24 protein-coding genes are annotated in these 24,964 nt (G+C 62.1%); 8 read left to right on the forward strand and 16 right to left on the reverse strand.

What is annotated here, in order from left to right; all coding sequences use genetic code 11:
* Window positions 1–26: 26 nt before the first annotated feature.
* Genes NIBR502773_RS10455 through NIBR502773_RS10465 form a run of 3 tightly spaced genes read right to left on the reverse strand, consistent with a single transcriptional unit; the run spans window position 27 to window position 3,714 of the window.
* Window positions 27–1,490 (reverse strand): amidohydrolase family protein, encoded by a 1,464-nt coding sequence (locus NIBR502773_RS10455; protein ID WP_141155991.1) that lies wholly within the window; start codon window positions 1,488–1,490, stop codon window positions 27–29.
* A 1-nt stretch (window position 1,491) separates the two neighbouring features.
* Entirely contained in the window at window positions 1,492–2,352 is an 861-nt protein-coding gene (locus tag NIBR502773_RS10460) for a MurR/RpiR family transcriptional regulator (protein ID WP_027607656.1), read from the reverse strand.
* A gap of 12 nt (window positions 2,353–2,364) precedes the next feature.
* Window positions 2,365–3,714 carry a gluconate:H+ symporter gene (locus tag NIBR502773_RS10465; RefSeq protein ID WP_223841626.1) on the reverse strand — a complete coding sequence of 450 codons (1,350 nt, stop codon included), beginning with the start codon at window positions 3,712–3,714 and terminating at the stop codon, window positions 2,365–2,367.
* Window positions 3,715–3,961: 247 nt separating this feature from the next.
* Between NIBR502773_RS10465 and NIBR502773_RS10470 the strand changes: the two genes are divergently transcribed.
* Window positions 3,962–4,342, forward strand: coding sequence for a lysozyme inhibitor LprI family protein (locus tag NIBR502773_RS10470; RefSeq protein WP_065938998.1), 381 nt, complete (start codon window positions 3,962–3,964; stop codon window positions 4,340–4,342).
* A 2-nt stretch (window positions 4,343–4,344) separates the two neighbouring features.
* Here NIBR502773_RS10470 and NIBR502773_RS10475 read toward each other — a convergent pair whose 3' ends face one another.
* The 5 genes from NIBR502773_RS10475 to NIBR502773_RS10495 all read right to left on the reverse strand — a co-directional run bounded on the left by NIBR502773_RS10475 (window position 4,345) and on the right by NIBR502773_RS10495 (window position 9,427).
* Window positions 4,345–5,790, reverse strand: a complete 1,446-nt coding sequence (locus NIBR502773_RS10475) for a SulP family inorganic anion transporter (RefSeq protein WP_141155992.1) — start codon at window positions 5,788–5,790, stop codon at window positions 4,345–4,347.
* Between the two features lie 239 nt (window positions 5,791–6,029).
* The gene (locus NIBR502773_RS10480) at window positions 6,030–6,923 is read right to left on the reverse strand and encodes an NAD-dependent epimerase/dehydratase family protein (protein ID WP_141155993.1); all 894 of its coding nucleotides are present in this window, start codon (window positions 6,921–6,923) and stop codon (window positions 6,030–6,032) included.
* Between the two features lie 103 nt (window positions 6,924–7,026).
* On the reverse strand, window positions 7,027–7,923 hold the full coding sequence (locus tag NIBR502773_RS10485) for a LysR family transcriptional regulator (RefSeq protein ID WP_141155994.1): 897 nt from the start codon (window positions 7,921–7,923) through the stop codon (window positions 7,027–7,029).
* Window positions 7,924–7,953: 30 nt separating this feature from the next.
* Window positions 7,954–8,544: an NAD(P)H-dependent oxidoreductase gene (locus NIBR502773_RS10490; protein WP_141155995.1), complete on the reverse strand. Its 591-nt coding sequence runs from the start codon at window positions 8,542–8,544 to the stop codon at window positions 7,954–7,956.
* Between the two features lie 118 nt (window positions 8,545–8,662).
* Window positions 8,663–9,427 (reverse strand): sulfite exporter TauE/SafE family protein, encoded by a 765-nt coding sequence (locus tag NIBR502773_RS10495; RefSeq protein WP_141155996.1) that lies wholly within the window; start codon window positions 9,425–9,427, stop codon window positions 8,663–8,665.
* Between the two features lie 107 nt (window positions 9,428–9,534).
* On the opposite strand from NIBR502773_RS10495, the gene NIBR502773_RS10500 reads away from it, so the two are divergent.
* Window positions 9,535–10,431 carry a LysR substrate-binding domain-containing protein gene (locus tag NIBR502773_RS10500; RefSeq protein WP_141155997.1) on the forward strand — a complete coding sequence of 299 codons (897 nt, stop codon included), beginning with the start codon at window positions 9,535–9,537 and terminating at the stop codon, window positions 10,429–10,431.
* On the opposite strand, the gene NIBR502773_RS10505 is transcribed toward NIBR502773_RS10500, so the two are convergent.
* On the reverse strand, window positions 10,377–11,783 hold the full coding sequence (locus tag NIBR502773_RS10505; protein ID WP_141155998.1) for an amino acid permease: 1,407 nt from the start codon (window positions 11,781–11,783) through the stop codon (window positions 10,377–10,379). The two genes, NIBR502773_RS10500 and NIBR502773_RS10505, sit on opposite strands and share 55 nt — an antisense overlap.
* A gap of 102 nt (window positions 11,784–11,885) precedes the next feature.
* Window positions 11,886–13,136 carry a kynureninase gene (gene kynU / locus NIBR502773_RS10510; RefSeq protein WP_141155999.1) on the reverse strand — a complete coding sequence of 417 codons (1,251 nt, stop codon included), beginning with the start codon at window positions 13,134–13,136 and terminating at the stop codon, window positions 11,886–11,888.
* 144 nt (window positions 13,137–13,280) lie between these two features.
* Between kynU and NIBR502773_RS10515 the strand changes: the two genes are divergently transcribed.
* Complete coding sequence (locus NIBR502773_RS10515) at window positions 13,281–13,754, forward strand: Lrp/AsnC family transcriptional regulator (protein ID WP_003176072.1); 474 nt, start codon at window positions 13,281–13,283, stop codon at window positions 13,752–13,754.
* Window positions 13,755–13,812: 58 nt separating this feature from the next.
* On the opposite strand, the gene catA is transcribed toward NIBR502773_RS10515, so the two are convergent.
* The 3 genes from catA to NIBR502773_RS10530 are packed head-to-tail and all read right to left on the reverse strand — an operon-like array spanning window position 13,813 to window position 16,214.
* Window positions 13,813–14,742 carry a catechol 1,2-dioxygenase gene (gene catA / locus NIBR502773_RS10520; protein ID WP_115488630.1) on the reverse strand — a complete coding sequence of 310 codons (930 nt, stop codon included), beginning with the start codon at window positions 14,740–14,742 and terminating at the stop codon, window positions 13,813–13,815.
* Between the two features lie 41 nt (window positions 14,743–14,783).
* Complete coding sequence (catC, locus tag NIBR502773_RS10525; RefSeq protein ID WP_027607668.1) at window positions 14,784–15,074, reverse strand: muconolactone Delta-isomerase; 291 nt, start codon at window positions 15,072–15,074, stop codon at window positions 14,784–14,786.
* 12 nt (window positions 15,075–15,086) lie between these two features.
* Window positions 15,087–16,214 carry a muconate cycloisomerase family protein gene (locus tag NIBR502773_RS10530; protein ID WP_141156000.1) on the reverse strand — a complete coding sequence of 376 codons (1,128 nt, stop codon included), beginning with the start codon at window positions 16,212–16,214 and terminating at the stop codon, window positions 15,087–15,089.
* 114 nt (window positions 16,215–16,328) lie between these two features.
* Here NIBR502773_RS10530 and NIBR502773_RS10535 point away from each other — a divergent pair, with 114 nt between their 5' ends.
* Window positions 16,329–17,204, forward strand: coding sequence for a LysR family transcriptional regulator (locus tag NIBR502773_RS10535; RefSeq protein ID WP_141156001.1), 876 nt, complete (start codon window positions 16,329–16,331; stop codon window positions 17,202–17,204).
* A gap of 45 nt (window positions 17,205–17,249) precedes the next feature.
* On the opposite strand, the gene NIBR502773_RS10540 is transcribed toward NIBR502773_RS10535, so the two are convergent.
* Entirely contained in the window at window positions 17,250–18,242 is a 993-nt protein-coding gene (locus NIBR502773_RS10540) for a helix-turn-helix domain-containing protein (protein ID WP_108574769.1), read from the reverse strand.
* 312 nt (window positions 18,243–18,554) lie between these two features.
* On the opposite strand from NIBR502773_RS10540, the gene antA reads away from it, so the two are divergent.
* From antA to NIBR502773_RS10560, 4 genes are all read left to right on the forward strand, one after another.
* Complete coding sequence (gene antA / locus NIBR502773_RS10545; RefSeq protein WP_141156002.1) at window positions 18,555–19,946, forward strand: anthranilate 1,2-dioxygenase large subunit; 1,392 nt, start codon at window positions 18,555–18,557, stop codon at window positions 19,944–19,946.
* Window positions 19,946–20,437: an anthranilate 1,2-dioxygenase small subunit gene (gene antB / locus NIBR502773_RS10550; protein WP_053131958.1), complete on the forward strand. Its 492-nt coding sequence runs from the start codon at window positions 19,946–19,948 to the stop codon at window positions 20,435–20,437. The genes antA and antB overlap by 1 nt, the downstream gene beginning before the upstream one ends.
* A gap of 147 nt (window positions 20,438–20,584) precedes the next feature.
* The gene (gene antC / locus NIBR502773_RS10555) at window positions 20,585–21,592 is read left to right on the forward strand and encodes an anthranilate 1,2-dioxygenase electron transfer component AntC (RefSeq protein WP_141156003.1); all 1,008 of its coding nucleotides are present in this window, start codon (window positions 20,585–20,587) and stop codon (window positions 21,590–21,592) included.
* A 58-nt stretch (window positions 21,593–21,650) separates the two neighbouring features.
* A complete protein-coding gene (locus NIBR502773_RS10560) occupies window positions 21,651–23,054 on the forward strand; it encodes an amino acid permease (RefSeq protein ID WP_141156004.1) in 1,404 nt (467 codons plus the stop codon).
* A gap of 45 nt (window positions 23,055–23,099) precedes the next feature.
* On the opposite strand, the gene kynA is transcribed toward NIBR502773_RS10560, so the two are convergent.
* Both kynA and kynB read right to left on the reverse strand, forming a co-directional pair.
* Window positions 23,100–23,957, reverse strand: coding sequence for a tryptophan 2,3-dioxygenase (gene kynA / locus NIBR502773_RS10565; protein ID WP_141156005.1), 858 nt, complete (start codon window positions 23,955–23,957; stop codon window positions 23,100–23,102).
* A complete protein-coding gene (gene kynB, locus NIBR502773_RS10570; protein ID WP_141156006.1) occupies window positions 23,954–24,604 on the reverse strand; it encodes an arylformamidase in 651 nt (216 codons plus the stop codon). The genes kynA and kynB overlap by 4 nt, the downstream gene beginning before the upstream one ends.
* Window positions 24,605–24,964 lie beyond the last annotated feature (360 nt).

Here is a 24,964-nt window from a genome sequence, read left to right on the forward strand (position 1 = left end):
AACCGCTCCGTGTATGAAAGCGCCCACTATAGAGTCGAAAACCCACCACGCAAATCCCCACTGCGCGCCAGGAAACGCCCCGGTCGCTGACCGTTCGCTTGGCCATCGCTGTAGCTCAATACGCCGTTGACCCACACGCCATCAATGCCTTGCGCTGCCCGCTGTGGCTCATTGAAATCCGCCACATCCCGCACCCGCAACGGATCGAACAACACAAGGTCGGCCCAGTGCCCTTCACGAATTTCACCACGCTCGGATAACCCAAAACGCGCTGCCGACAAGCCGGTCATCTTGTGCACGGCGGTATGCAACGGGAACAAGCCGACATCCCGGCTGAAATGTCCCAGCACCCGTGGAAACGCCCCCCACAAGCGTGGGTGTGGAAACGGGTCTTCGGGCAACCCATCAGACCCCACCATCGACAATGGATGCGCAAGGATGCGTCGCACATCCGCTTCATCCATCCCGTAGTACACCGCTCCCGCAGGCTGTAGACGACGAGCGGCATCCATCAACGAGACGTCCCATTCGCCGGCAATGTCCTGCAAGTCGCGCCCCCCCACTTCCGGGTGCGGCGTCGACCAGGTAATGGTGATGCGAAATGCGTCGGTCACCTGCTTGAGGTCCAGGGTCGAAGAACTGGCCGCGTAGGGATAACAATCACACCCCACCGGGTGGGTTTTCGCCGCCGACTCCAACGCCGCCAACAGCTGCGGACTACGCCCCCAGTTCCCCGCGCCCGCACATTTGAGGTGGGAAATAATCACCGGTACCTGTGCGTGCCGACCGATCAGAAAAGCCTCGTCCATCGCCTCCAGCACCGGTTCGAATTCGCTGCGCAAATGGGTGGTGTATACCGCACCGAAGGTCGTGAGTTCTTCACTCAGTTGCAGCACCTCATCGGTCTCGGCATTGAACGCGCTGGCGTAGGCCAGGCCGGTGGATAAACCAAGGGCGCCGGCCTCGAGACTCTCGTGCAACTGCACACGCATGGCGGTGATTTCATCCGGTGTGGCGGTGCGATGCAGGTCGTCCATGTGGTTACTGCGCAGCGCCGTGTGGCCGATCAATGCCGCGACGTTCACCGCTGGATGAGCGTTTTCAACGGCGCTGCGATAGTCGCTGAAACGGGGATAAACAAACGCCGCAGCGCTGCCCAACAAGTTCATCGGGTCCGGCGGATCGCTGCGCAAACTCACCGGTGAGGCGCTGATGCCACAGTTGCCGACAATCACCGTGGTCACACCCTGGCTGAGCTTGGGCAGCATCTGGGGCTGGCGGATGACCACCGTGTCGTCGTGGGTGTGGACATCGATAAAGCCCGGCGCCAGCACCCGGCCAGTCCCATCGATTTCATGCTCGGCACACGCCGTCGACAAGTCGCCGATCGTCTCGATGCGCCCGTCACGCAGCCCCACATCGGCGACAAACCCTTCGGTGTTGCTGCCATCGATGATCAGCGCCTGGAGAATCAGCGTGTCGTACGTCATATCAATCTCCAAGCGGCAGGCGGTCAGGGCCGCCGCGATAATCGTCGAGGGCCAGCTTGATCCGGCGCAGGCGCTCCTGGTTGTCGTCGGGCAGGGCCAGCGCCAGTTCGGTGGCGAGCAGGTCGATGGCCAGCAGCATGCCGTAGCGCGCCGCCGTGGGTTTGTAGATAAAACTGGTTTCGGCCGGTTGCAGCGGCAGCAGCACATCCGCCAACTGCGCCAGGGGTGAGTCGGCCAGGGTGATGGCGACGATCCGCGCGTCGTAGTTGCGTGCCAGCGCCACCACATCGAGCAATTCAGGGGTGAGGCCGGTGAGCGAGCAGACAATCAGCGCGTGTTCCGGCCCCAGGGTTGCAGCCGTTACGCGCATCATCACCGGGTCGTGGCTGGCGGCAATCGGGTAGCCCAGGCGAACCAGGCGCACCTGCAATTCATCGCTGCACAAACTTGACGGCCCGCCCATGCCGAACGCGTGGATCATCCGCGCCTTGCCCAGCAGGTTGACCGCATCGACGAAACTCGCCTGGTTGAAACCCGACAAGTGCTGGCGCAACGTCGCTTCGATATCGCCGAGAATCTGCCGATGAAACGCCGACTGTTCAGGCAACCCCGCCGGGTCCAGGAAGCGGCTGCCGACGCCGCTGGCCTGGGCCAGTTGCAGGCGCAGGTCGCGCAAATCCCGGCAACCGACACTGCGGGCAAACCGCGATAAGGTCGCGGTACTGACCTCGGCCCGTTGGGACAGCTCTTCCAGGCTGGCCGAGGCGGCAAAGCCCACATCCTCCAGCATCAGCCTGGCGATACGCCCTTCGCCGGCGCTGAAGGAATCCTGACGGGCGCGGATCTGGTAGAGGATGTCCATGAAGGCTCCGGGTTACAAAATACAGGACAGGCCGTAAGTCAGACCGAAGGCGACCACCGAAATCAAAGTCTCCAGCACGGTCCAGGTCTTGAAGGTCTGGATCACCGTCATATTGAAGTATTCCTTGATCAGCCAGAAGCCGCCGTCGTTGACGTGGGAAAAGATCACCGAACCCGCGCCAGTGGCCAACACCAGCAATTCCGGGTGTGGATAACCCAGGCCCAGGGCGACCGGCGCAACCACGCCGGATGCGGTGGTCATGGCTACCGTGGCCGAACCTGTGGCGATGCGCATCAGGGCCGCAAACAGCCACCCCATCACCAGCGGCGACAACTGAAACGCGTGGGCCAGGCCGAGGATCTCATGAGTGACGCCTGCATCCACGAGGATCCGGTTCAGGCCACCGCCCGCGCCCACCAGCAAAGTGATGCTCGCAGTCGGCGCCAGGCATTCATTGGTGAACCTGAGGATCGACTCGCGGTTGAAGCCCTGCGCCAGGCCCAGGGTCCAGAAACTCACCAGGGTCGCCACCAGCAGCGCAATCACCGAGTTGCCGATAAACAGCAGGAACTGGTTGAAGCCGCTGCCTGGGGTGGAGATCACGTTGGCCCAACCGCCGATCATCATCAGCACCACCGGCAACAGGATGGTGCCCATGGTCAGTGTAAAGCTCGGCAAACGCTCACGGGGTTCGCGCTCGATGAACTGGCGTTCCAGTGGGTTTTCCGCCGGCAGGTGAATACGCGGCACGATGAATTTGGCGTACACCGGGCCGGCGATGATCGCCGTGGGTATACCGATGAGGATCGCATAGAGCACGGTCTGCCCCACCGACGCGTTATACGCCAGCACGGCCATCATCGCCGCCGGGTGCGGCGGCACCAGCGCATGCACCACCGACAGGCCGGCAACCATCGGCAGGCCGACCATCAGGATCGACACCCCCACGCGCCGCGCCACGGTAAAGGCGATTGGCACCAGCAGCACAAAGCCCACTTCGAAAAACAGCGGCAGCCCCACCAGGAAGGCGATGCACACCATGGCCCAATGGGCATTACGTTCGCCGAAACGGTTGATCAGGGTGCGCGCCACCTGCTCGGCGCCACCGGACTCGGCCATCATCTTGCCGAGCATCGTGCCCAGTGCCACGACCAGGGCGATATGCCCCAATGTTTTGCCGACGCCCGCCTCGTAGGAGCCCATGATGGTGTCAGCCGGCATCCCGGCCATCAGCGCCAGGCCGATGGACACCAGGGTGATGACGATAAACGGGTTGAGCCGGTAACGTGCGATCAGCACGATCAAAGCAATGATGGCGATGGCAGCGTATGCCAACAGCCCGAAGCCCGGTGATGCGGCCATGCGGTACTCCTCGGAAAGGGTCACGTCGAATTGATTGTGAAACTCATAAATCATTACCGAGGAGCATTTTCAAATTTTATGAAAGTAACTTTCGCCCACAGATAAGCGCTGTCGCGTTGGGACATGCCCAAGGGCCGTGCATGAAAATCCGGGGGGTGTTCTTACATGAAGATCGGAGAAGGCTGGAAACTCAACGAATACCCTTGAGTCATAGAATGCACATCCACCGTTGCCAGGAAAATCGAGCATGATTCGTACGACACTCGCCGCCGGCGCCCTGCTTCTCGCCGTGTGCGGCACTGCCGCCGCCGCCGACAACCCGGCGCTGAAAAAATGCATGGACGGCGCCAACACCACTGCCGACATGGTCAGCTGCAACGTCAAGGAAACCAAGGTGCAGGACACGCGCCTGAACAAAGCCTACAAAACCGCCCTTGCCGCCCAGGAAGGCAACCGCAGGCAGCAACTGCAGGACCTGCAGCGCCTGTGGATCAAGTACCGTGACGCCAATTGTGCCTTCGCCGGCTCGGCTACCGGCGGCACCATCGACCAGGTCAACGGCACCGGCTGCGTGCTGGACATGACCCAGACCCGCGCCCAGGAACTGGAAGACCTGGTCGGGCCATAAAATCAGTCGTGATGCACCCTCGCACGCTTGAGCAGCTTCTTGCAGCGTTCGGACAAATGCAGCACGCGCAAATGCTTGCCGGCCTTGCTGTAGCGCTCGCGCAGGGTCATCAGCGCGGCAATCGCCGAGTAGTCGACAAAGCTCAGGTGACGACAATCCAGCGTCACCTGGGCCGGGTCGTTGGCCGGGTCGAACTGGTTCAGGAACGGCGTCGTCGAGGCAAAGAACAGCGTGCCGTGCAGGCGATAGAGCTTGCTGCCATCCGCTTCCAGATGCTCATCGGCGTACAGCTCACGGGCCTGTTGCCAGGCAAAGTTCAGTGCTGCGATCACGATGCCGCACAGCACCGCGGTGGCCAGGTCGGTGAACACCGTGATCACCGTTACCGCGATAATCACCAGCACATCATTGAGCGGCACCTTGTTGATCACCCGCAGGGACGCCCAGGCGAAGGTCTGCTGGGACACCACGAACATCACCCCCACCAGCGCCGCCAGCGGGATCCGCTCGATCAGCGGTGACAGAAACAAAATAAACAGCAGGATCATCACCCCGGCGAACACCCCGGAGAAACGTCCGCGCCCGCCGGAGCTGAGGTTGATCACGGTTTGCCCGATCATCGCGCAACCGCCCATCCCGCCGAACAGGCCCGAGAGCATATTCGCCGCGCCCAGGGCCACGCTTTCGCGATCGGGGTAGCCACGAGTCTCGGTGATTTCGTCGGTGAGGTTCAGGGTCAGCAGGGTTTCCAGCAGGCCGACCATGGCCATCAGGAACGCATAGGGAGCGATGATGCCGAGGGTTTCCAGGGTCCTGGGGATCTGCGGCAGCGCGAAGCTCGGCAGGCCCCCGGCGATGTGGGCCATGTCGCCAAGGGTCCGCGTCGGCAGGCCGAGCAGGTACACGGCCAGGCCCACGCCAAGGATCGCCACCAGGGCCGGCGGCACCGCACGGGTGATGCGCGGCAGCAGGTAGACGATGGCCATGGTCACCAGCACCAGGCCGGTCATCACGTACAACGGCATGCCGCTGAGCCAGCTTTCACCGTTCTTGAAATGTTCCAACTGGGCCAGGGCAATGATGATCGCCAGGCCGTTGACGAACCCCAGCATCACCGGGTGCGGCACCATGCGCACCAGCTTGCCCAGGCGCAACAGGCCGAACGCGACCATGATCAGCCCGCCCAGCAGCACCGTGGCCAGCAGGTAGTCCACGCCGTGCTGCACCACCAGCGCGACGATCACCACCGCCATCGAGCCTGCCGCCCCGGACACCATGCCGGGCCGGCCGCCGAACAAGGCGGTGAGGGTGCAAATGATAAAGGCGCCATACAGCCCCATCAGCGGGTTGAGGTGAGCCACCAGGGCAAAGGCGATGCACTCGGGCAGCAGCGCGAAAGACGTGGTGAGGCCGGCCAGGGCATCGGCGCGCAGACGGGTGAGGTTCATGAGGTACCAGGGCATTGCGGGGGATAAGGCGGGGAATGGTACGGAATTGAGCGCGGTGGGGCCAGATTTTTAAGGCAAGCACACACCCTGTAGTGAGCGGGCTTGCCCCGCGTTGGGCTGCGAAGCAGCCCCAAAACCATTCACCGTATTTCTGTCTGAATGTATGCGATTACTGACAGGGGGCCGCTTCGCAGCCCGACGCGGGCAGGCCCGCTCGCCACAACTAAACGGCGGAAAACTTAGACCATCTCCTGGCGAATCCACTCCACCACCGACGTACGCTTCGGCGCCCAGCCCAGCAACTCGCGGGCATGCCTGCCGCGCACGCGGCTGTTGGAGCCCAGGCCATAGTTGGCCATTTCATAGCCCCACTCGGCCTCAGCCTCGGCCAATGGCCAATCCTGCGGCCGGCCCAGGTTCAGGGCTTGGGCAATCGCCGTGGTCATGTCGATAAACGAGGCCTCGCCGCTTTCCACAAAGTAGAACGTGCCCGGCACGTTGCGGGTCAGTGCCAGCAGGTACAGCGCCACCACGTCTTCAATGTGCACATTGGACCAGATGTTCTGCCCGGTGCCGACATGGCGCACCACGCCGCTCTTGCGTGCCTGCTTGAGCAAGCGCGGCAGTTGCACGCTGTCGCGCTTCACACCGAGGCTGTGGCCGTAGATCAGGGTGTTGCAGATCACCGCCGAATTCACCCCGTCTTTGGCCGCTGCCAGGATCAAGTTGTCGATGGCCACGCGGGCAGCCTTGTCGACGGTCGGTTCCGGCAGGCTGTCTTCGAAATAGATGACATCGCTGGACTTGCCGCCCGACGCATCCCCCACGATGCTCGAACCGCTGGTGTGCAGGAATGGCTTGTCCGAACCTTTCAGTGCGGCCAGCAGGGTTTCCACTGCGGCACGATGATCGCTGCTCGCGGCATTGATCACTGCATCGGCTTTGTGCGCTTGCTCGGCCAACACAGCAGCATCGTCGGGGGTACCGATCACCGGGTGAATGCCCAGGGCGGTCATTTCAGCCGCTTGCTCGGCGCTGCGTACCAGGCCGGTAACCGTGTGACCGGCCTTGACCAGGCCAGTGGCGATGGAACCGCCGATAAAACCGGCTGCGCCGGTAATGAATACGTTCATGGAGAGTGCTCCTGACGGGGTAAGTGATGGGTCCATTGTTACGGACTCATCCCTGGCGAATAAGCCCGCACCGCCCAATTCACTCTTGCGTGAGGATCACGAATCAGCACGCATACCGCGCCAGCTTGGCCTGGATAAAGTCCAGGAAGCACTGGATGCGCAGCGCCAATTGCGAGTTGCGGTAGAACACCGCGTGGATCGGTTGGCGATACCCGCTGTTGAACGCCTCCAGCACCGGCACCAGGCGCCCGGCATTGATGTCTTCGACGGTCATGAAGTTCGACAGGCAACAAATGCCCTGCCCTTCCAACGCTAACTGGCGCAGGGTTTCACCACTGGACGCGGCCACGCTGGGCTCGATCAGCCAGCGGTCACCTTCCACATGGCGCAGCGGCCAGTGGTTGAGGGTTTCGGTCTGGGTAAAGCCCAGCAGGGTATGGTCAGCCAACTCGGCGACCGTCGTCGGCGTGCCGTACTGCTTGAGGTAGTCGGGGCTGGCGAGGATATGCAGCGGCGTACAGCCCAAGGATCGCGCATGCAGGGTGGAGTCGGCCAGGGCACCGATGCGAATCGCAATATCGGTACTCTGCTCCAGCAGGTCGATGATCAGGTCATCGCTGTTCAACTCCAGCTGGATCTGCGGGTACAAACGGCGAAATTCGGCGATATAGGGCACGATCCCATGCAGCATGAACGGCACGGCGGCATTGATGCGCAGGCGCCCGGCGGGGGTTTTCTGACGTGACGACAGGCGCTCTTCCAGCGCGTCCATCTGCGCCAGGATGAGCTTGGCCTGCTCGAAGAAGTACTTGCCCTCCTCGGTCAGGTCCATGCGCCGCGTGGTGCGGTTGATCAGCGTGGTCTCAAGCTTGGCTTCCAGGCGCGACAGGGTGCGACTGACCGCCGATGGCGTCTGCCCGACCTGCTCCGCGGCGGCGGAAATCGAGCCGCACTCAATCACGCTGACGAAGATCTGTAGCTCATCGGATCGGGCTTTCACGGGCGGTCCTCGTTATCGGTGTACCGCAGCTTACACCGAGAGGTTGAACACCCGCGCCAGATGCTGTTCGTAGCGCGCCACATCCACCTCGATAGCCGGGCGTTTCATCACGTCCACGCACAGGAAGGTCGGCAGGCCGGTCATGCCGAGGAACTCGTTGGCTTTGTGGAACGGGAAGTACACCGCATCCACGCCCTTGGCTTCGAAGAAGTCGGTCGGGTCGTCGAAGGCTTGCTGCGGTGCATTCCAGGTCAGTGACAGCATGTAGTGCTTGCCCTGGACCAGGCCGCCGCTGCCGTATTTCTGCGAGGCGTCGGAACGGGTGCGACCATCGCTGGCATACAGGCTGCCGTGGCCTTCGGTGAAGACTTCGTCGATGTACTTCTTGACGATCCAGGGCGCGCCCATCCACCAGCCGGGCATCTGGTAGATGATCACATTGGCCCAGAGGAATTTGGCGACCTCTTCGGCCACGTCGTAGCCTTCGTCGATATGGGTGACCTTGACGTCGATACCGCCTCGGTCCAACACCGCCAAGGCGGTGTCATGCAGGGTGGAGTTATAGCGGCCGTCGGAGTGGGCGAACTTTTTACCGCCGTTGAGCAGGAGTACTTTTTTCATGGGAGGCATCCAGAAGGTTGAAAATGTCTGGACGCAGACTATCCACCTCGACCCTTCGGAATAAGCCGCCACCGGGCAAAATACCTTTGACCACAAGGAACGAATGGATCGCTAATTGTTAACCGCCGATCAGCAAATGCCCGCCCAGCAGTGCCATGCCGATAAAAAATACCCGCTTGAACAGCACCGCACTGATGCGCTGGCGCACCACCTGGCCCAGCCACATGCCCAGCAGCGCCGGCACCAAGGCCAGCAACGAGGCGTTGATTGCGCCAGCGCCCAACGTGCCGCGCCAGGCTAGACCGGCGGCCAGGGCCAGGGTCGATACCGTGAACGACAACCCCAACGCCTGCACCAGTTGATCGCGGTTCAATCCCAGCGCCTGCAGGTACGGCACGGCAGGAATCACAAACACACCGGTGGCCGAGGTGATAAGGCCGGTGATCAGCCCGCACACCGGTCCCAGCCAACGCTCGGTCCGGGCCTTGACCTTGAACGTGGGCAGGAACAGTCCGCTCAGTGCATACACCAGCAACGCCGCGCCCAGTGCGCGCACCACCCATTGCCCGCCGTCCATCCCCAGCCACACCGTGCCCAGCCCGGTGCCGAGGAAAATCAGCAGCAACATCGGCCATAGCCGCCGGAGCAACGCACTCAGGTGCCCGCCGAATGCCAATTGCCACAGGTTGGTGACGGTCGAAGGGATGATCAGTAATGCCGCTGCCTGCGGCGGTAGCATAGCCAGGCCGAGCATGCCCATGGCGACAGTGGGCAGGCCCAGGCCGATAACCCCCTTGACCGTACCGGCCAGCAGGAAGGTGCCGATCACCAGCAAGGTAAGGGCGGGACCGAGGTTCTGGTAAAACGCGAGGAAGGTATTCATGGGCAGAGTGTGCGACTTTTCGATGCGCTCTAAAATTCGCCATATACTGAGGCAGCCTCTTGTTTTGCGTGAGCCTGAGGCCAATCCAGTTACCCGAGCCATCAGCCATGCACTTTGACCTGATCGACCTGCGCCTCTACCTGCACACCCTCGACACCGGCAACATCACCGCCGGCGCGGCCCGCAGCCATTTATCCCTGGCCGCCGCCAGTGCCCGCATCCGGGCGATGGAGGCGTCGTTGGGCATCGAGTTTCTCCAGCGTGGACGTCGCGGCGTCACCCCCACACCGGCAGGCAAGGCCCTGGCCCGTCACGCCCGCCTGTTGTTGCAACAGGCCGAGCACCTGCAACAGGACCTGGCGGAATACGCCAACGGCGTCAAAGGCCAGGTGCGCCTGCTGTGCAACACCACTGCGCTCAGCGAATACCTGCCGGAACTGCTCGCGGACTTTCTGCGCGAACACCCCAACCTCGATATCGACCTGCAGGAATTGCCTAGCCTGCGCATCACCCAGGCCTTGCGCCAGGGCACGGCGGAGTTGGGGATCATCTCCGACGCCGTGGACACCCACGGCTTGCAGACCTTGCCCTTTCGCGACGACCCACTGGCGCTGATCATGCCGCACGACCATCCCCTGGCGGGCGGCACGGTGAGCTTTGTCGACAGCCTGCAATACGACTACGTGGGTCTGGCCGCCGCCAGCGCCCTCGCGGTGTACCTGGAAGAACAGGCGCTGCACGCGGGCTTTCGTGTGCAGACGCGCATCCGCGCCGACGGTTTTGACGGGCTGATTCGCATGGTGGCCCGCGGCGCCGGCCTGGGCATCGTGCCCCAGGCGGCGCTGGCGCGCTGGCCAGCGCCGCGCCGCTTCCTCGCCCAACCGTTGCAGGAAGAGTGGGCTTGCCGAACGCTGCTGTTATGCGCGCGTTCGTTCGAACAATTGCCGGGTTACGCCAGGGCCTTGTTCGATGCCTTGGCCCTGCCCTTGCGGAAAACCCCGTAATACACCGCCGACAGGATCAGCAGGAACGGCACGCCAAACACCAGGGTCATCTTGAACGCTTCGGTGAAGTACGTGGTGATCATCACCGCGCCCATCAGCACCAGGCCCAATAACGTGCTGTAGGGAAACAGGCGCAACTGGAACGACAGCTTCGCGCCGCCATGACGCTTGCGATAGCGCCGGAAGAACAGGTGCGTAAGGAAGATCATGAACCAGGTGAAGATCGCGCCAAACATCGAGATCGCCATCATCAGGGTGAACGAACTTTCCGGGTAGACCAGGTTCAACAGCGTCGCCAGGGCGATGCCCGAGCTGGACAACAGCAAGGCATTGAGCGGAATGCCGCTCTTGCTCAAGGCCCCCATGGACCTGGGCGCAAAGCCGGCGCGGGACAGGCTGAACATCATGCGCGTGGTGATGTAGAGCTGGCTGTTCATCGCCGACAAGGCCGCGATCAGGATCACGAAATTCATCACCCCGGTAGCGCCGGGAATGCCGATGGTCTGCATCACCGTGACGAACGGGCTCTGGGCCTGGCCGGCCTGGTTCCACGGCACGATGGCGAGCATCAGCGCCAGGGTCAGCAGGTAAAACACCACCAGCCGCACGATGGTCGCGCGAAAGGCTTTCTTCACGGCCTGCTCCGGGTCTGCCGCTTCACCGGCGGCCACGGCGATCATCTCGACGCTCAGGTAGCTGAAGATCGACACGATCACGGCGATCCACATGCCGCTCACGCCATGGGGGAAAAACCCGTCATGGGCCGTGTAGTTCTGCACCCCGTATTGCGGGTTGCCGGAGCCGAATACCACGTACACCGCGAGGATGATGAAGCCGACGATGGCGCTGATCTTGATCGTCGAAAACCAGTATTCGAAGTTGCCGAAAGTCTTGACGCTGATGGCGTTGAGCAGGATCAGCACGCTGGAAAACGACACGATCCACACCCATTCCGGCACGTGGGCGAACCAGTATTTCATGTACATCGCCACCGCCGTGACCTCGGCCCCCACCGCCAGCACAATCGCCGCCCAGTAGGCGTAACGCACCAGGAACCCGGCCAGCGGGCTGATGTAGAACTCGGCATAGGCGCCGAAAGAGCCCGAGGTGGAATGGGCCACCGTCATCTCGGCCAGGCAGCCCATCAGCAGCAAGGTGATCAACGCGCCGATCGCGTAGCTCACCAGCACGCTGGGCCCGGCGTAGCCGATGGCATAGGCGCTGCCCATGAACAGCCCGGTGCCGATGGCGCCACCGATGGCGATCATGCTCATCTGGCCGGAAGTGAGCTGGCGCCTCAGGCCCAGTTCGCGGTGGGTGATCTCGGCAAAGCCGTTGTCTGGCGTGGTCACGTGGTGTGCCCCTTTATTATTGTGGTTGCACTATTTGGATATTGACGCAAATCCCCTGTGGGAGGGGGCTTGCCCCCTCCCACATTTTGATCTGCATTATCTTCAGGTGACGCTGTGGCGCACTTTGAATTGCGGCTGGTCCCAGGTGCCGTTGTCGAGAATCTCACCGAGGATTTCCACCGCATCCCACACCTCGGCGAAGCTGGTGTACAGCGGCGTAAACCCAAAACGCATGATGCGCGGCTCGCGGTAATCACCGATCACGCCACGTGCGATCAGGGCCTGGATCACCGCATATCCCTCCGGGTGTTCGAAGCTCACATGGCTGCCACGCCGGGCGTGTTCACGCGGCGTGATCAGCACAAGGTTGTGGGCGGCGCAGCGGCTTTCGACCAACTCGATAAACAGGTCGGTCAGCGCCAGGGATTTGCTGCGCAGGCGGGCCATGTCGGTCTGTTCGAAAATCTCCAGGCCGCATTCCACCATCGCCAACGACGTGATCGGCTGGGTGCCGCACAGATAGCGGGCGATGCCGGCGCTCGGCGCATAGCTGGATTCCATGGCGAACTGCCGGGTATGCCCGAACCAGCCCGACAGCGGCTGGTGCACCAGGTCCACCAACGCCGGGTTGACCCACACGAACGCCTGGGAACCGGGGCCGCCGTTGAGGTATTTGTAAGTGCAGCCAATTGCATAGTCAGCACCGGCCCCGTGCAGGTCGATGGGCACCGCGCCGGCCGAATGCGCCAGGTCCCAGATGCTCAGCGCGCCGCATTCATGGCTCAAGGCCGTGAGCGCCTGCATGTCGTACATGTAGCCGGTCTTGTAGTTGACGTGGGTGAGCATCACCACCGCCACGTCGCCGTCGATGGCCCGGGGCAATTCATCCGGGCTGTTGACCAGGCGCAGGGAGTAGCCCTGTTGCAGCAACTCGGCGAGGCCCTGGGCGATGTACAAATCGGTGGGGAAGTTGCTCGCTTCGCTGACGATCACCTTGCGCGCCGGCTCACGTTGGCGCTGCACGCTCAAGGCGGCGCTGAGCACCTTGAACAGGTTGATCGAGGTAGTGTCGGTGATCACCACCTCTGCGTCCCGCGCCCCGATCAGCGGCGCCAGGCGGTTGCCCAGGCGCTGGGACAAGTCGGCCCAGCCGGCGCTGTTCCAACTGCGGATCAAGCCATTGCCCCACTCTTGCTCGATGACCGCCTGCGCCCGCTCCAGCGCCGCCACCGGACGCGCACCGAGGGAGTTGCCGTCCAGGTAGATAACGTCCTGCGGCAAGGCGAACTGCTGACGTAGCGGCGCCAGCGGGTCCTGGGTGTCGAGGGCTTGGCAATGGCTGCGAGGGGTCATGGGCTGTCCTGGTTTTTGTCAGTGAGGATGCAGCAAATAATGAACGAAGATTTAGAGAATTTTCGTGCAAAGTGGTGGGTAACAGGCTAATTAAGCTGTAGGAAATTCGAATTTAACCCCTAAATACGCGGATTTATTCTAACCATGATCCTTGACGCCACCGACCTGCGCCTCCTGCATTTCCTGCAACAAGATGGCCGTATCAGCAACCAGGAACTGGCGGAAAAAGTCGCGTTGTCGCCCTCTGCCTGCCTGCGTCGTCTACGCCTGCTGGAGAGCGAAGGGATTATCAGCGGCTACCGTGCAGTGTTGAATGCCGAGCAGTTGGGGATTGAACTGGAGGCCATCGTCCACCTGTCATTGCGCCAGGATGTGGAGGATTGGCATGAGACGTTTATCAAGAAGGTGCAAGGCTGGCCGGAAGTGGCCAGCGCCTACGTGATCACCGGCGCCAGCAACTATGTGCTGCGGGTGCAGGCACGCAACCTCAAGCACTTTTCGGACTTTATCGTGAACCACCTGAACCGCACGGCGGGGGTGATGGATATCCGCTCGGAGATTGTGCTGCAGAAGATCAAGGATCGGGATGAGGTGCTTGATCTGGTGGTACGCAAATAGGAGCAGCGCCATCGGTAAAATGTGGGGGGTAAGCCCCCTCCCACACTTTTGACCGCATTTAGTCTTCGAGGGCGCGAACCCGCTGCATACGTTTTTGCTCTACCGGCGCTGCGGCGGTTTGCAACTCAAAGTCAAAATCAATCTGCGCAAACCGCCCCTCCACGCCAAACTCCCGCGCCAGTTGCTGATCGTCACTGAAGCGAATCTCGGCAATCAACTCATCCCGCGTCGCGTAGGCAAAATCATCGTGCAGGTACGGGTCATCCGACAGGTTGATCTGGGTGGTCAAGTGCCGATACCCCGGCGCCGAGATGAAGAAGTGGATATGCGCCGGGCGCTGCCCGTGGCGCCCCAGTTGATCGAGCAACTGCTGGGTCGGCCCGGTCGGCGGGCAGCCGTAGCCCGACGGCACGATGCTGCGAAAGCGGTAGTTGCCCTGGGCGTCGGTCTCGATACGCCGACGCAGGTTGAATTCGGATTGCGTCGGGTCGAACCACGAATACGTACCGCCGGTATTGGCCTGCCACACATCGACAATCGCCCCGGCCAACGGCTTGCCGTCGGTGTCGCGCACCTGCCCGCGCATAAACAGCGGCACCGCGTCGTCCTTGCCATCGTCCAGCCGCGCCTCGTACTTCGACAGCGGCGCGCCGGCCACATACAGCGGGCCTTCGATGGTGCGCGGGGTACCACCGGACGTGCCGGCTTCCTCGTCGGCGGCGTCCATCAGCATATCCAGGTAATGCTCCAGGCCGAGCCCGGCGGCAAGCAGTCCGGCCTCTTGGTGCTTGCCCAGTTCGTTGAGGTAGTTGACCGCCTTCCAGAACTCTTCCGGGGTCACGTCCAGGTCTTCGATGATGTTTACCGTATCGCGCAGGATGCGGTAGATCAGCGCCTTGGCGCGCGGGTTGCCGCCGTCAGTGAGGTTGCCGCTGGCTTCTTCGAGAAAGCGTTGGGCGTGGGCAGTCTGGGACAGTCGGATGGACATGGTGCGTTCCTCATCTTGTAGTTATCAGGGTGAAAACCGGCCTAGCGGTCGTCTTCATGGATCGACGAAGGGTGCCGGCACAAGGCATTCACTTCGATGGCCATGTAGGGGTAAAGCGGCAGTTGCATCAGCAGGTCATGCAGTTCTTGCACGCTGTCGACGTCGAACACGCTGTAGTTGGCGTAGAGCCCGGCGATGCGCCATAAGTGGCGCCATTTGCCCTGGTGCTGCAGACGCTGGGCAAAGGCCTTTTCGTCGGCCTTGAGGCTGGCGGCGCGCTCGGGGTGCATGTCGACGGGCAGGTTCACGGTCATTTTTACGTGGAACAACATGGGCGGCGCCTCTTAGTGTTTGTCACGACGGAAGAACGCCAGGCGCTCCTCATCGATGGCCAGGCCCAGGCCCGGCATGTGGGAGACATGCAGCTGGAAATCGCGGTACAGCGGCGGCTCGGCAAGAATGTCTTCGGTCAGCAACAGCGGGCCGAACAACTCGGTACCCCACGCCAGCCTGTTCAGCGTGAGGAAGGCATGCGCCGACGCCAGGGTGCCGATCCCCCCTTCCAGCATGGTGCCGCCGTACAGGCCGATACCGGCGGCCTCGGCAATCGCGGCGGTGCGCAATACCGCACGGGGGCCGCCGTTCTTGGCGATCTTCAGGGCGAACACCGAGGCCGCGCCTTCACGGGCCAGGTTGAAGGCATCTTCGACACACTCGATGGATTCGTCGGCCATGATCGGCGCCGGGCTCGACAGGTTGAGCCGGGCCATGCCGCCACGGTTGTTGCGCGAGATCGGCTGTTCGATCAGGTCGATGCCGTGGTCGCCGAGCACCTTGCACGCCCGCAGGGCCACGGCTTCGTCCCAGGCCTGGTTGACGTCGACGCGCACGCTGGCACGTTCGCCCAGGGCCTGTTTGATCGCGATGACATGGGCCAGGTCCTCGCCCACTTCACCGGCACCGATCTTCAATTTGAAGATGCGGTGGCGGCGCAGGTCGAGCATCTTTTCGGCCTCGGCAATGTCCTGGGCGGTATTGCCGCTGGCGAGGGTCCAGGCCACCGGCAGTGCATCGCGCACACGCCCACCGAGCAGTTCGCTGACGGGCAGGTTCAGGCGCTTGCCGAGGGCGTCGAGCAAGGCGCTTTCGATACCGGATTTGGCAAAGGTGTTGCCGCGAATGCGGCGTTCCAGGCGCAACATGGCTGCGTTGATATTGCTGGCGTCCTGGCCGATCAGCAGTGGGGCGAAGTGATGGTCGATGTTGACCTTGATGCTCTCGGGGCTCTCGTTGCCGTAGCTCAGGCCGCCGATGGTGGTGGATTCACCGATGCCTTCGATGCCGTCGGCGCAGCGCACGCGGATGATCACCAGGGTCTGGTTTTGCAGGGTGTGCATCGCCAGCTTGTGCGGGCGAAGGGTGGGAAGGTCGACGATAATGGTCTCGATCGACTCGATGGCGCAAATCGGCATGGCAATACCCGCTGGGTTCTTTATAGATTTACGTCGATTCTGTGCCGCATCTTTCCTGGCTTCCAATATAGAATTGGTCTCGATCAATACCCTTGAGGTATGAAAGGAGCCGTTATGGAACTGCGTCATCTGCGCTACTTCCAGGTGCTGGGGCAGACCCTCAACTTCACCCGTGCGGCCGAACGCCTGCACATCGCCCAGCCGCCGTTGAGCCGGCAGATCCAGCAATTGGAAGAGGAATTGGGCGTGGTCCTGCTGGAGCGTGGCCGACCGCTGCGGCTGACCGAGGCCGGGCGGTTTTTCTATGAGCACGCCAATGTGTTGCTCGAACAATTGGCCACGGTCTGCGACAACACGCGACGCATCGGCCAGGGCGAGAAGACCTGGCTGGGCATCGGCTTTGCGCCGTCGACCTTGTATGGCGTGCTGCCGGAATTGATCCGGCGCTTGCGCACCCATGAGGCGTTGGAGCTGGAACTGGGGTTGTCGGAAATGACCACCTTGCAGCAGGTAGAGGCGCTCAAGGCCGGGCGTATCGACGTGGGCTTCGGGCGCATTCGTATCGACGACCCGGCCATCGTCCAGCGCGTACTGGTGGAGGATCGGTTGGTCGCCGTGCTGCCCGCCGGCCACCCTTTGCTGGCCGCCCCCGCGACCCTCGCCCAACTGGCCGCCGAGCCGTTTGTGCTCTACCCCGGCAACCCGCGCCCCAGCTATGCCGACCATGTGATCGCACTGTTCGACGCCCACGGCCTGAGCCTCAAGGTGGCGCAGTGGACCAACGAACTGCAGACCGCCATCGGCCTGGTCGGTGCAGGCATGGGCGTGACACTGGTGCCGGCGTCGGTGCAGGTGCTGCATCGCGCGGATATCGGCTACACGCCGGTTGTGGAAGCGACGGCGACCTCGCCGATCATTCTCAGCCGACGGGTGAATGATCAGTCGCCGGGGCTCAGTCATTGCCTGCAGTTGGTTGAAGAGCTGATCTGAAATCGCCCAGGCACTGCCCCTCCCACAGGTTGATCTTCATCAGCTTCAAGTACTGCGCATACGCATGCGTTGCAGCGTCTGGCTGGGGGATTCATCGAACAGTTTTCGATACTCCGCCGAGAACCGCCCCAGGTGGGTAAAGCCCCAGCCGAAGGCGATCTCGGAGATGGTGCGGATCGATCCGTGCTCGAGGATTTCCTGGCGCACCGCACTCAGCCGGTGCTTCTTCAGGTAGGCCATGGGTGACAGGGCAAAGTACTTGCGAAACGCATCGAACAGCTTGAACCGTGACACCCCGGCAGCGGTTTCCAGGTCTTCCAGGTGCAGCGCCTCGCGGGCGTTGTCGTGAATGTACTGGCGCGCACGGATCAGGTAATGGGGCAGTTTCACCCCCAATACGTCGCGCAGTTCTTCCGAGTAATTGTTCGGCTGGGCGAGGATCAGGCCCTTGATCAATGAGCTTTCCAGGTCACGGGTGAACGCCGCCTGTTCATACAATTCGCTACGGCACTCCAGCTCCGCGATGAAGTAGCGCGCCATGCGCCACCACGACGCCGACGCCCCCTCCACCGCATCCATCACCGGTTCAAATTGCAGCGGCGCTTCGATCGGCCGTTGCAGCAAGCCTTCCAGCGACTCGCTCATCGCCGCCCGCGTGATCACCACTTGCAACTTGCGACAATCGCCGGAAATCGCCAGCACCTGGTGCTCGTTGGGCGCGATGATCACGCCCTGGTCGCGGTTGGAACTCAGGCGTTGGCCGTTCTTGCTCAGCTCCTGCTCCCCCACCAACGGCAGCGTGAGGCTGTAGCTGCTGAAGTGCTCGGCGTCTTCGATATCGATGGTCACGTCGGTGCCGTACTCGATCACCCCCAGGGTGGTGGCCCGGGACTTGAACACGTTGGCACTGTGATGAAAGCGCAGGCGCTCGGGCGTGCTCGTCACCAGGCGGTGCGGTCCGCAAATGCCGGACATCCAGCTGCGGGCGCCTTCGAGGTCGAAGCGTTGGACATGGATATCGCGTGTAGGACTATTCATCAGTGTGCACCCACGGCGGTCAGGCGGTTGCGCGCTCTGGCGGCGCGTCGTTGTGGTTCCACAGCAAGTTCTACGCCACGCCGACCCGATTGCAACCGGGTGGATAGCAACGGCCGACTATGTGGATAAACCACAGGTTTTGCCGCCCCTGGCCGCACCGGACAGTGGCGCGTTGCGTCACCGCCCCGCACCGCCGTGGGTATTTGCTGCCCAACTTTGCGGCCCACCTTCCCCCATTAAGCGGATAGCCCGCCACCTTGTCGCAGCCTCTTAATGGCTCACCTGTTCAGCCATTATCAAAAGGTGCCTCCCATGAGTGGTGCAAGAAGCGTCGAGCAATGGAAAAGCTTTATCGAGAGCTGCCTGGATTTTCGCCCGGCAGACGCCGTGTTCCGCATCGCCCGCGATATGTTCACCGAGCCGGAACTGTTCGATCTTGAGATGGAGCTGATCTTCGAGAAGAACTGGATCTACGCCTGCCATGAAAGCGAACTGGCCAATCATCACGACTTCGTGACGATGCGCGCCGGGCGCCAGCCGATGATCATTACTCGTGATGGCGAGGGCCGGCTCAATGCGCTGGTCAACGCCTGCCAGCATCGCGGCACCACCCTCACCCGGGTCGGCAAAGGCAACCAGTCGACCTTCACCTGTCCGTTCCACGCCTGGTGCTACAAGAGCGATGGCCGGCTGGTGAAGGTCAAGGCGCCGGGGGAATATCCGGAAAGTTTCGACAAGGCAACACGCGGCCTGAAAAAGGCCCGCATCGAGAGCTACAAGGGTTTTGTCTTCATCAGCCTGGACGTGAATGGCCGTGACAGCCTGGAAGACTTCCTCGGCGATGCCAAAGTGTTCTTCGACATGATGGTCGCGCAGTCCGCCACCGGTGAGTTGGAGGTGCTGCCGGGCAAGTCGGCCTACACCTACGACGGCAACTGGAAACTGCAAAACGAAAACGGCCTGGACGGGTATCACGTCAGCACCGTGCACTACAACTACGTGGCCACGGTGCAGCATCGCCAGCAGGTGAATACCGAGAACGGCAGCGGGTCCGCCAGCACCCTGGACTACAGCAAGCTCGGCGCCGGCGACGCCAACACCGATGACGGCTGGTTCGCCTTCAACAATGGCCACAGCGTGCTGTTCAGCGACATGCCCAACCCCAGCGTGCGCTCCGGCTACGCCACCATCATGCCGCGCCTGGTGCAAGAGCACGGCCAACAGAAGGCCGAGTGGATGATGCACCGCCTGCGCAACCTGAATATCTACCCGAGCCTGTTCTTCCTCGACCAGATCAGCTCGCAGCTGCGCATCATCCGCCCGGTGGCGTGGAACAAGACCGAGATCATCAGCCAGTGCCTGGGGGTGAAAGGCGAATCCGACGCCGACCGCGAAAACCGTATTCGCCAGTTCGAAGACTTCTTCAACGTCTCGGGCATGGGCACTCCGGACGACCTGGTGGAGTTCCGCGAAGCCCAGCGTGGTTTCCAGGGCCGCCTGGAACGCTGGAGCGATATTTCACGCGGCAGCCATCGCTGGGAGACCGGGCCAACGCCGAACAGCGAGGCCATCGGCATTCAACCGGCCCTGACCGGCACCGAGTTCACCCATGAAGGCCTGTACGTCAACCAGCACCGCAACTGGCAGCAGTTCCTGCTCAAGGGCCTGGACCAACACGCGCTGACACTGCGGGAGGTGAAGTGATGAATGCACCATTGCAGTACCGGATCGAGCAGTTTTTCTACCGCAAGTCCGAGCTGTGCGACGCCCAGGACTGGGACGCCTATGTGCAGTTGTTTGACCCGCAGAGCGAATTCCACCTGCCGCAATGGGACTCGGAGCACGTCTACACCCGCGACCCCAAGCGCGAGATGTCGCTGATCTACTACGCCAATCGTTCGGGCCTGGAAGACCGCGTGTTCCGCCTGCGCACCGGCAAGGCAGCGTCCGCTACACCGATGCCGCGCACCTTGCACCTGATCAACAACGTACGCATTGCCGAGCAGGCGGACGGCACGCTGGAGGTCCGGTTGAACTGGCACACGCTGTTCTATCGGCTGGCCACATCGGAGCAGTTCTACGGGCATGCCACCTATCGCCTCAAGCCCCATGGCGACAGTTGGCTGATCACTCGCAAGCATGCGCTGCTGCTTAACGACACCATCAATTCGGTGCTGGATTTCTATCACCTTTGAAGCACATCACACCTTGTGGCGAGGGAGCTTGCTCCCGCTGGAGTGCGCAGCGCTCCCAGGCTTTTTGGGGCTGCTGCGCAGCCCAGCGGGAGCAAGCTCCCTCGCCACAGGTGATGTGCCAGCCCTACACGCGTGGAGTTTCCGTGAATGAATCACAAAGTGGCCTTCAGTTTTGCCGACGGCAAGACCCTGTTTTTCCCGGTGGGCACAAATGAAATCCTGTTGGATGCGGCACTGCGCAATGGCATCAAGATCCCCCTGGACTGCCGCGAAGGCGTATGCGGCACCTGCCAGGGCCGGTGTGAGTCAGGTGACTACACCCAGGACTATGTGGACGAGGAAGCCCTCTCCAGCCTCGACCTGCAACAGCGCAAGATGCTCAGTTGCCAGACCCGGGTGAAGTCCGACGCGGCGTTCTACTTCGACTTCGATTCGAGCCTGTGCAATGCGCCGGGGCCGGTGCAGGTGCGTGGCACGGTAAGCGAGGTGCAGCAGGTGTCGGCCAGTACGGCGATCTTGACGGTGCGGTTGGACACGGAGCTGGATTTCCTGCCGGGCCAATACGCGCGCATCTCGGTGCCCGGCACCGACTGTTGGCGTTCCTACTCGTTCGCCAACCTGCCGGGCAACCGGCTGCAATTCCTGATCCGCCTGCTGCCGGATGGGGTGATGAGCAATTACCTGCGGGAACGTTGCCACGTCGGCGATGGGTTGCTGATGGAGGCGCCGCTGGGTGCGTTCTACCTGCGCCATGTCAGCAAACCGCTGGTGCTGGTGGCCGGCGGCACCGGATTGTCGGCGTTACTGGGCATGCTCGATGAACTGGCCGCCACGGGCTGTGATCAGCCGGTGCACCTGTACTACGGCGTGCGCGGGGCCGAGGACTTATGTGAAGCGCAGCGTATCCATCAATACGCCTCGACAATCCGCGGTTTTCGCTACACCGAAGTGCTGAGCGCACCGGCGCCTGAATGGCCCGGCAAGCGCGGCTATCTCACCGAGCATTTCGACCTGGCCGAATTGCGCGACGGATTGGCGGATATGTACGTGTGCGGCCCTCCGCCAATGGTCGAATCCATCCAACAATGGCTGGCGGATCAGGCACTTGATGGCGTTCAGCTGTATTACGAAAAGTTTACGCAGAGTAATATCTGACTCCTCAGCACTTCTGAGGGGTTCTACCCCCGAGAAAAACAAGTAGAAGGGAATGTTAATGGCGGATGACATGGTTAACCCGGTAGGCCTCAAGCGTGGCCTGAAGAACCGGCATATTCAGTTGATCGCCTTGGGCGGGGCGATAGGCACGGGGCTGTTCCTCGGTTCGGCCGGGGTACTCAAGTCGGCAGGGCCGTCGATGATCCTGGGCTACGCGATCGCCGGTTTCATCGCGTTCCTGATCATGCGCCAGCTCGGCGAGATGATCGTCGAAGAACCGGTGGCCGGCTCGTTCAGCCACTTCGCGCACAAATACTGGGGCGGTTACGCGGGCTTCCTGGCCGGCTGGAACTACTGGGTGCTCTACGTGCTGGTGGGCATGGCCGAGCTGACTGCGGTGGGCAAGTACATCCAGTTCTGGTGGCCGCAGATCCCGACCTGGGTCAGCGCCCTGGTGTTCTTTGTCGCGGTGAACCTGATCAACACCCTGAACGTGAAGTTCTTCGGTGAAGCGGAGTTCTGGTTTGCGATCATCAAGGTGGTGGCGATTGTCGGCATGATCGTGCTCGGCTGCTACCTGCTGTTCAGCGGCACCGGCGGCCCGCAAGCGTCGGTCAGCAACCTGTGGAGCCACGGCGGGTTCTTCCCGAATGGCGGCATGGGGCTGTTGATGTCCATGGCCTTCATCATGTTCTCGTTCGGCGGCCTGGAGCTGGTGGGTATCACCGCGGCCGAGGCCAGTGAGCCCCGCAAGGTGATCCCCAAGGCGATCAACCAGGTGGTGTACCGGATCCTGATTTTCTACGTCGGCGCATTGACCGTACTGCTGTCGCTGTACCCATGGGATCAACTGCTGCAAACCCTCGGCGCGTCAGGCGATGCCTACAGCGGCAGCCCGTTTGTGCAGATCTTCTCGCTGATCGGCAACGACACCGCCGCCCACATCCTCAACTTCGTGGTGCTGACCGCGGCGCTGTCGGTGTACAACAGCGGCGTGTACTGCAACAGCCGCATGCTGTTCGGCCTGGCCGAGCAAGGTGATGCGCCGAAAGCGCTGATGAAGCTCAACAAGCAAGGCGTACCGCTGCGGGCCCTGGCGATCTCGGCGCTGGTGACGATGCTGTGCGTGGTGGTCAACTACGTGGCACCGCAAAGTGCCCTGGAGCTGCTGTTCGCGCTGGTGGTTGCCTCGCTGATGATCAACTGGGCGCTGATCAGCATCACCCACATCAAGTTCCGCAAAGCCATGGGCGAGCAAGGCGTGACGCCGTCGTTCAAGACCTTCTGGTTCCCGTTCAGCAACTACCTGTGCCTGGCGTTCATGCTGATGATCATCAGCGTGATGCTGGCGATCCCGGGGATTCGCGAGTCGGTGTATGCGATGCCGGTTTGGGTGGGGGTTATCTATGTGGCCTACCGGTTGCGAATGAGCAAGACGAAAGCGGTTGCCGCTGCGCAGTAATATCCATGTGGGAGGGGGCTTGCCCCCTCCCACATTTGATTGCGTTTACAGCGTGGAGCGCACTCGCCACAGCTCGGGGAACAGCACCGTATCGAGCATCTTGCGCAGGTAACCCACGCCCTCGGTGCCGCCGGTGCCGGGCTGGAAGCCGATAATCCGCTCCACCGTGGTCACATGCCGGAAGCGCCATTGGCGGAACGAATCCTCCAGGTCGATAAACTTCTCGGCCAACTGGTACAAGTCCCAATACCGGCTCGGATCGCGATACACCTCGCGCCACGCTGCCTCCACCGACTCATCGTGCACGGTCGCCGCCGTCGGGTCGCGCTCGGCACGCTTGGGGTCAATCGCCAGGCCCGCCTTGACCATCAGGTTGATCGCCTCGTCATACAGCGAGGGCGTGGCGATCGCCACCTGCAATTGCTGTAGCAATTCCGGGCGATGTGCATGGGGGCGCAACAGCGCCGGGCTCTTGTTGCCGAGGATAAATTCGATCTCGCGGTACTGGAACGACTGGAACCCGGAGGACTGCCCCAGGAACGGGCGAATCGCCTTGTATTCCGACGGCGTCATGGTCGCCAGCACGGCCCAGGCGTGCACCAGTTGATCGAAGATCCGCGACACCCGCGCCAGCATCTTGAACGCCGGCGGCAACTCGCCCAGGCGCACGTGTTCGCGGGCGGCCTTGAGTTCATGGAGCATCAGCTTCATCCACAGCTCGGAGGTCTGGTGCTGGATGATGAAGAGCATTTCGTTATGGTCCGGCGACAGCGGGTGCTGGGCACTGAGCACTTTGCCCAGGTCCAGGTAGTCGCCATAGCTCATGGACTCGGAAAAATTCAGTTCGGCGTTATGCCATTCTTCCGGTGGCTGGTAGTCGGCAGAGAAAGGACATTGGCTCATCGCGTGGGCTCCTTGAGCGGGCGGAGAATGGCACGGACCGGGCTGGCGTCCAGGTTGGCGAAACGCAGCGGCAGGGCGATCAGTTCGTAGTCACCCTCCGGTACGTCGTCGAGCACGATGCCTTCGAGGATCGCCATGCCATGCCGCGCCACGGCGTTGTGGGCATCCATGGTCTTGGACTGTTGCGGGTCCAGGGAGGGCGTGTCGATACCGATCAGGCGCACACCCAGGCTGGCCAGCAGTTCAATGGTCTGCGGGGCGATGGCGGTGAAGTTCGCATCCCATTCGGTCAGCGGCGCCTGTGGATAAGTCCGCAGCAGCACGCGCTCCGGCAGGTTATCCACACGCCCGTCCAACTGATGGGGCTGGACCAGCGCGCCGCTGTCCAGGCAATGCAGCACCCGGCACGGGCCCATGTACACCTCCAGCGACACCTCGCCAATCGGCGCTCCGTCGGCGCTGTAATGCAGCGGCGCATCCACATGGGCGCCGGTGTGCGGCGACAGGGTGATGCGTCCGACATTCACCGGGCACTCCGGGCCGAACTGCCACACACGCTCTTCCTGGAACGGCGTATCGCCCGGCCAGGTCGGGGTTGCCGTGCTCAAGGGCGGGCTGATGTCCCACCACGTTTTTATTGAGGTCATTTGAAGGCTCTCGGCGGTTACTGGGGTGAATGATACGAGGGCCAGACGTGAATTTTCTTGCGAATTCGTGCGCCGAGAGTGACTTCTTTCGCACTTACTGCGAGGAAACGACTGATTCACGCTCAAAAGTGTCGGCTAGAGAGGATTAATGTGGGAGGGGGCTTGCCCCCGAGGGCAGTGGGTCCGTTTACACAGGTGCCAGCTGACCCACCGCTATCGGGGGCAAGCCCCCTCCCACACTGATTCGCGATGCCCCGACAATCGTGTTCACCTGCGCTTCTGGGCATCCCGATGTCGAGTTCAGACCACTGGCGCAACGCCCCAGGCCTTAGGGTGCATCTTTCCATTCCCTGCCTCGGA

Source organism: Pseudomonas sp. NIBRBAC000502773, from assembly GCF_006517195.1.
Taxonomy (GTDB): domain Bacteria; phylum Pseudomonadota; class Gammaproteobacteria; order Pseudomonadales; family Pseudomonadaceae; genus Aquipseudomonas; species Aquipseudomonas marginalis.

Coding starts and splice junctions, on each gene's coding strand:
- NIBR502773_RS10540 (WP_108574769.1), bottom strand. CDS start 18,242: ATGAATAGTCCTACACGCGATATCCATGTCCAACGCTTCGACCTCGAA.
- NIBR502773_RS10470 (WP_065938998.1), top strand. CDS start 3,962: ATGATTCGTACGACACTCGCCGCCGGCGCCCTGCTTCTCGCCGTGTGC.
- kynA (WP_141156005.1), bottom strand. CDS start 23,957: ATGAGCCAATGTCCTTTCTCTGCCGACTACCAGCCACCGGAAGAATGG.
- NIBR502773_RS10460 (WP_027607656.1), bottom strand. CDS start 2,352: ATGGACATCCTCTACCAGATCCGCGCCCGTCAGGATTCCTTCAGCGCC.
- antB (WP_053131958.1), top strand. CDS start 19,946: ATGAATGCACCATTGCAGTACCGGATCGAGCAGTTTTTCTACCGCAAG.
- NIBR502773_RS10515 (WP_003176072.1), top strand. CDS start 13,281: ATGATCCTTGACGCCACCGACCTGCGCCTCCTGCATTTCCTGCAACAA.
- antA (WP_141156002.1), top strand. CDS start 18,555: ATGAGTGGTGCAAGAAGCGTCGAGCAATGGAAAAGCTTTATCGAGAGC.
- kynB (WP_141156006.1), bottom strand. CDS start 24,604: ATGACCTCAATAAAAACGTGGTGGGACATCAGCCCGCCCTTGAGCACG.
- NIBR502773_RS10475 (WP_141155992.1), bottom strand. CDS start 5,790: ATGAACCTCACCCGTCTGCGCGCCGATGCCCTGGCCGGCCTCACCACG.
- NIBR502773_RS10530 (WP_141156000.1), bottom strand. CDS start 16,214: ATGCCGATTTGCGCCATCGAGTCGATCGAGACCATTATCGTCGACCTT.
- antC (WP_141156003.1), top strand. CDS start 20,585: ATGAATCACAAAGTGGCCTTCAGTTTTGCCGACGGCAAGACCCTGTTT.
- catA (WP_115488630.1), bottom strand. CDS start 14,742: ATGTCCATCCGACTGTCCCAGACTGCCCACGCCCAACGCTTTCTCGAA.
- NIBR502773_RS10535 (WP_141156001.1), top strand. CDS start 16,329: ATGGAACTGCGTCATCTGCGCTACTTCCAGGTGCTGGGGCAGACCCTC.
- NIBR502773_RS10560 (WP_141156004.1), top strand. CDS start 21,651: ATGGCGGATGACATGGTTAACCCGGTAGGCCTCAAGCGTGGCCTGAAG.
- NIBR502773_RS10495 (WP_141155996.1), bottom strand. CDS start 9,427: ATGAATACCTTCCTCGCGTTTTACCAGAACCTCGGTCCCGCCCTTACC.
- NIBR502773_RS10480 (WP_141155993.1), bottom strand. CDS start 6,923: ATGAACGTATTCATTACCGGCGCAGCCGGTTTTATCGGCGGTTCCATC.
- catC (WP_027607668.1), bottom strand. CDS start 15,074: ATGTTGTTCCACGTAAAAATGACCGTGAACCTGCCCGTCGACATGCAC.
- NIBR502773_RS10490 (WP_141155995.1), bottom strand. CDS start 8,544: ATGAAAAAAGTACTCCTGCTCAACGGCGGTAAAAAGTTCGCCCACTCC.
- NIBR502773_RS10500 (WP_141155997.1), top strand. CDS start 9,535: ATGCACTTTGACCTGATCGACCTGCGCCTCTACCTGCACACCCTCGAC.
- NIBR502773_RS10455 (WP_141155991.1), bottom strand. CDS start 1,490: ATGACGTACGACACGCTGATTCTCCAGGCGCTGATCATCGATGGCAGC.
- NIBR502773_RS10465 (WP_223841626.1), bottom strand. CDS start 3,714: ATGGCCGCATCACCGGGCTTCGGGCTGTTGGCATACGCTGCCATCGCC.
- kynU (WP_141155999.1), bottom strand. CDS start 13,136: ATGACCCCTCGCAGCCATTGCCAAGCCCTCGACACCCAGGACCCGCTG.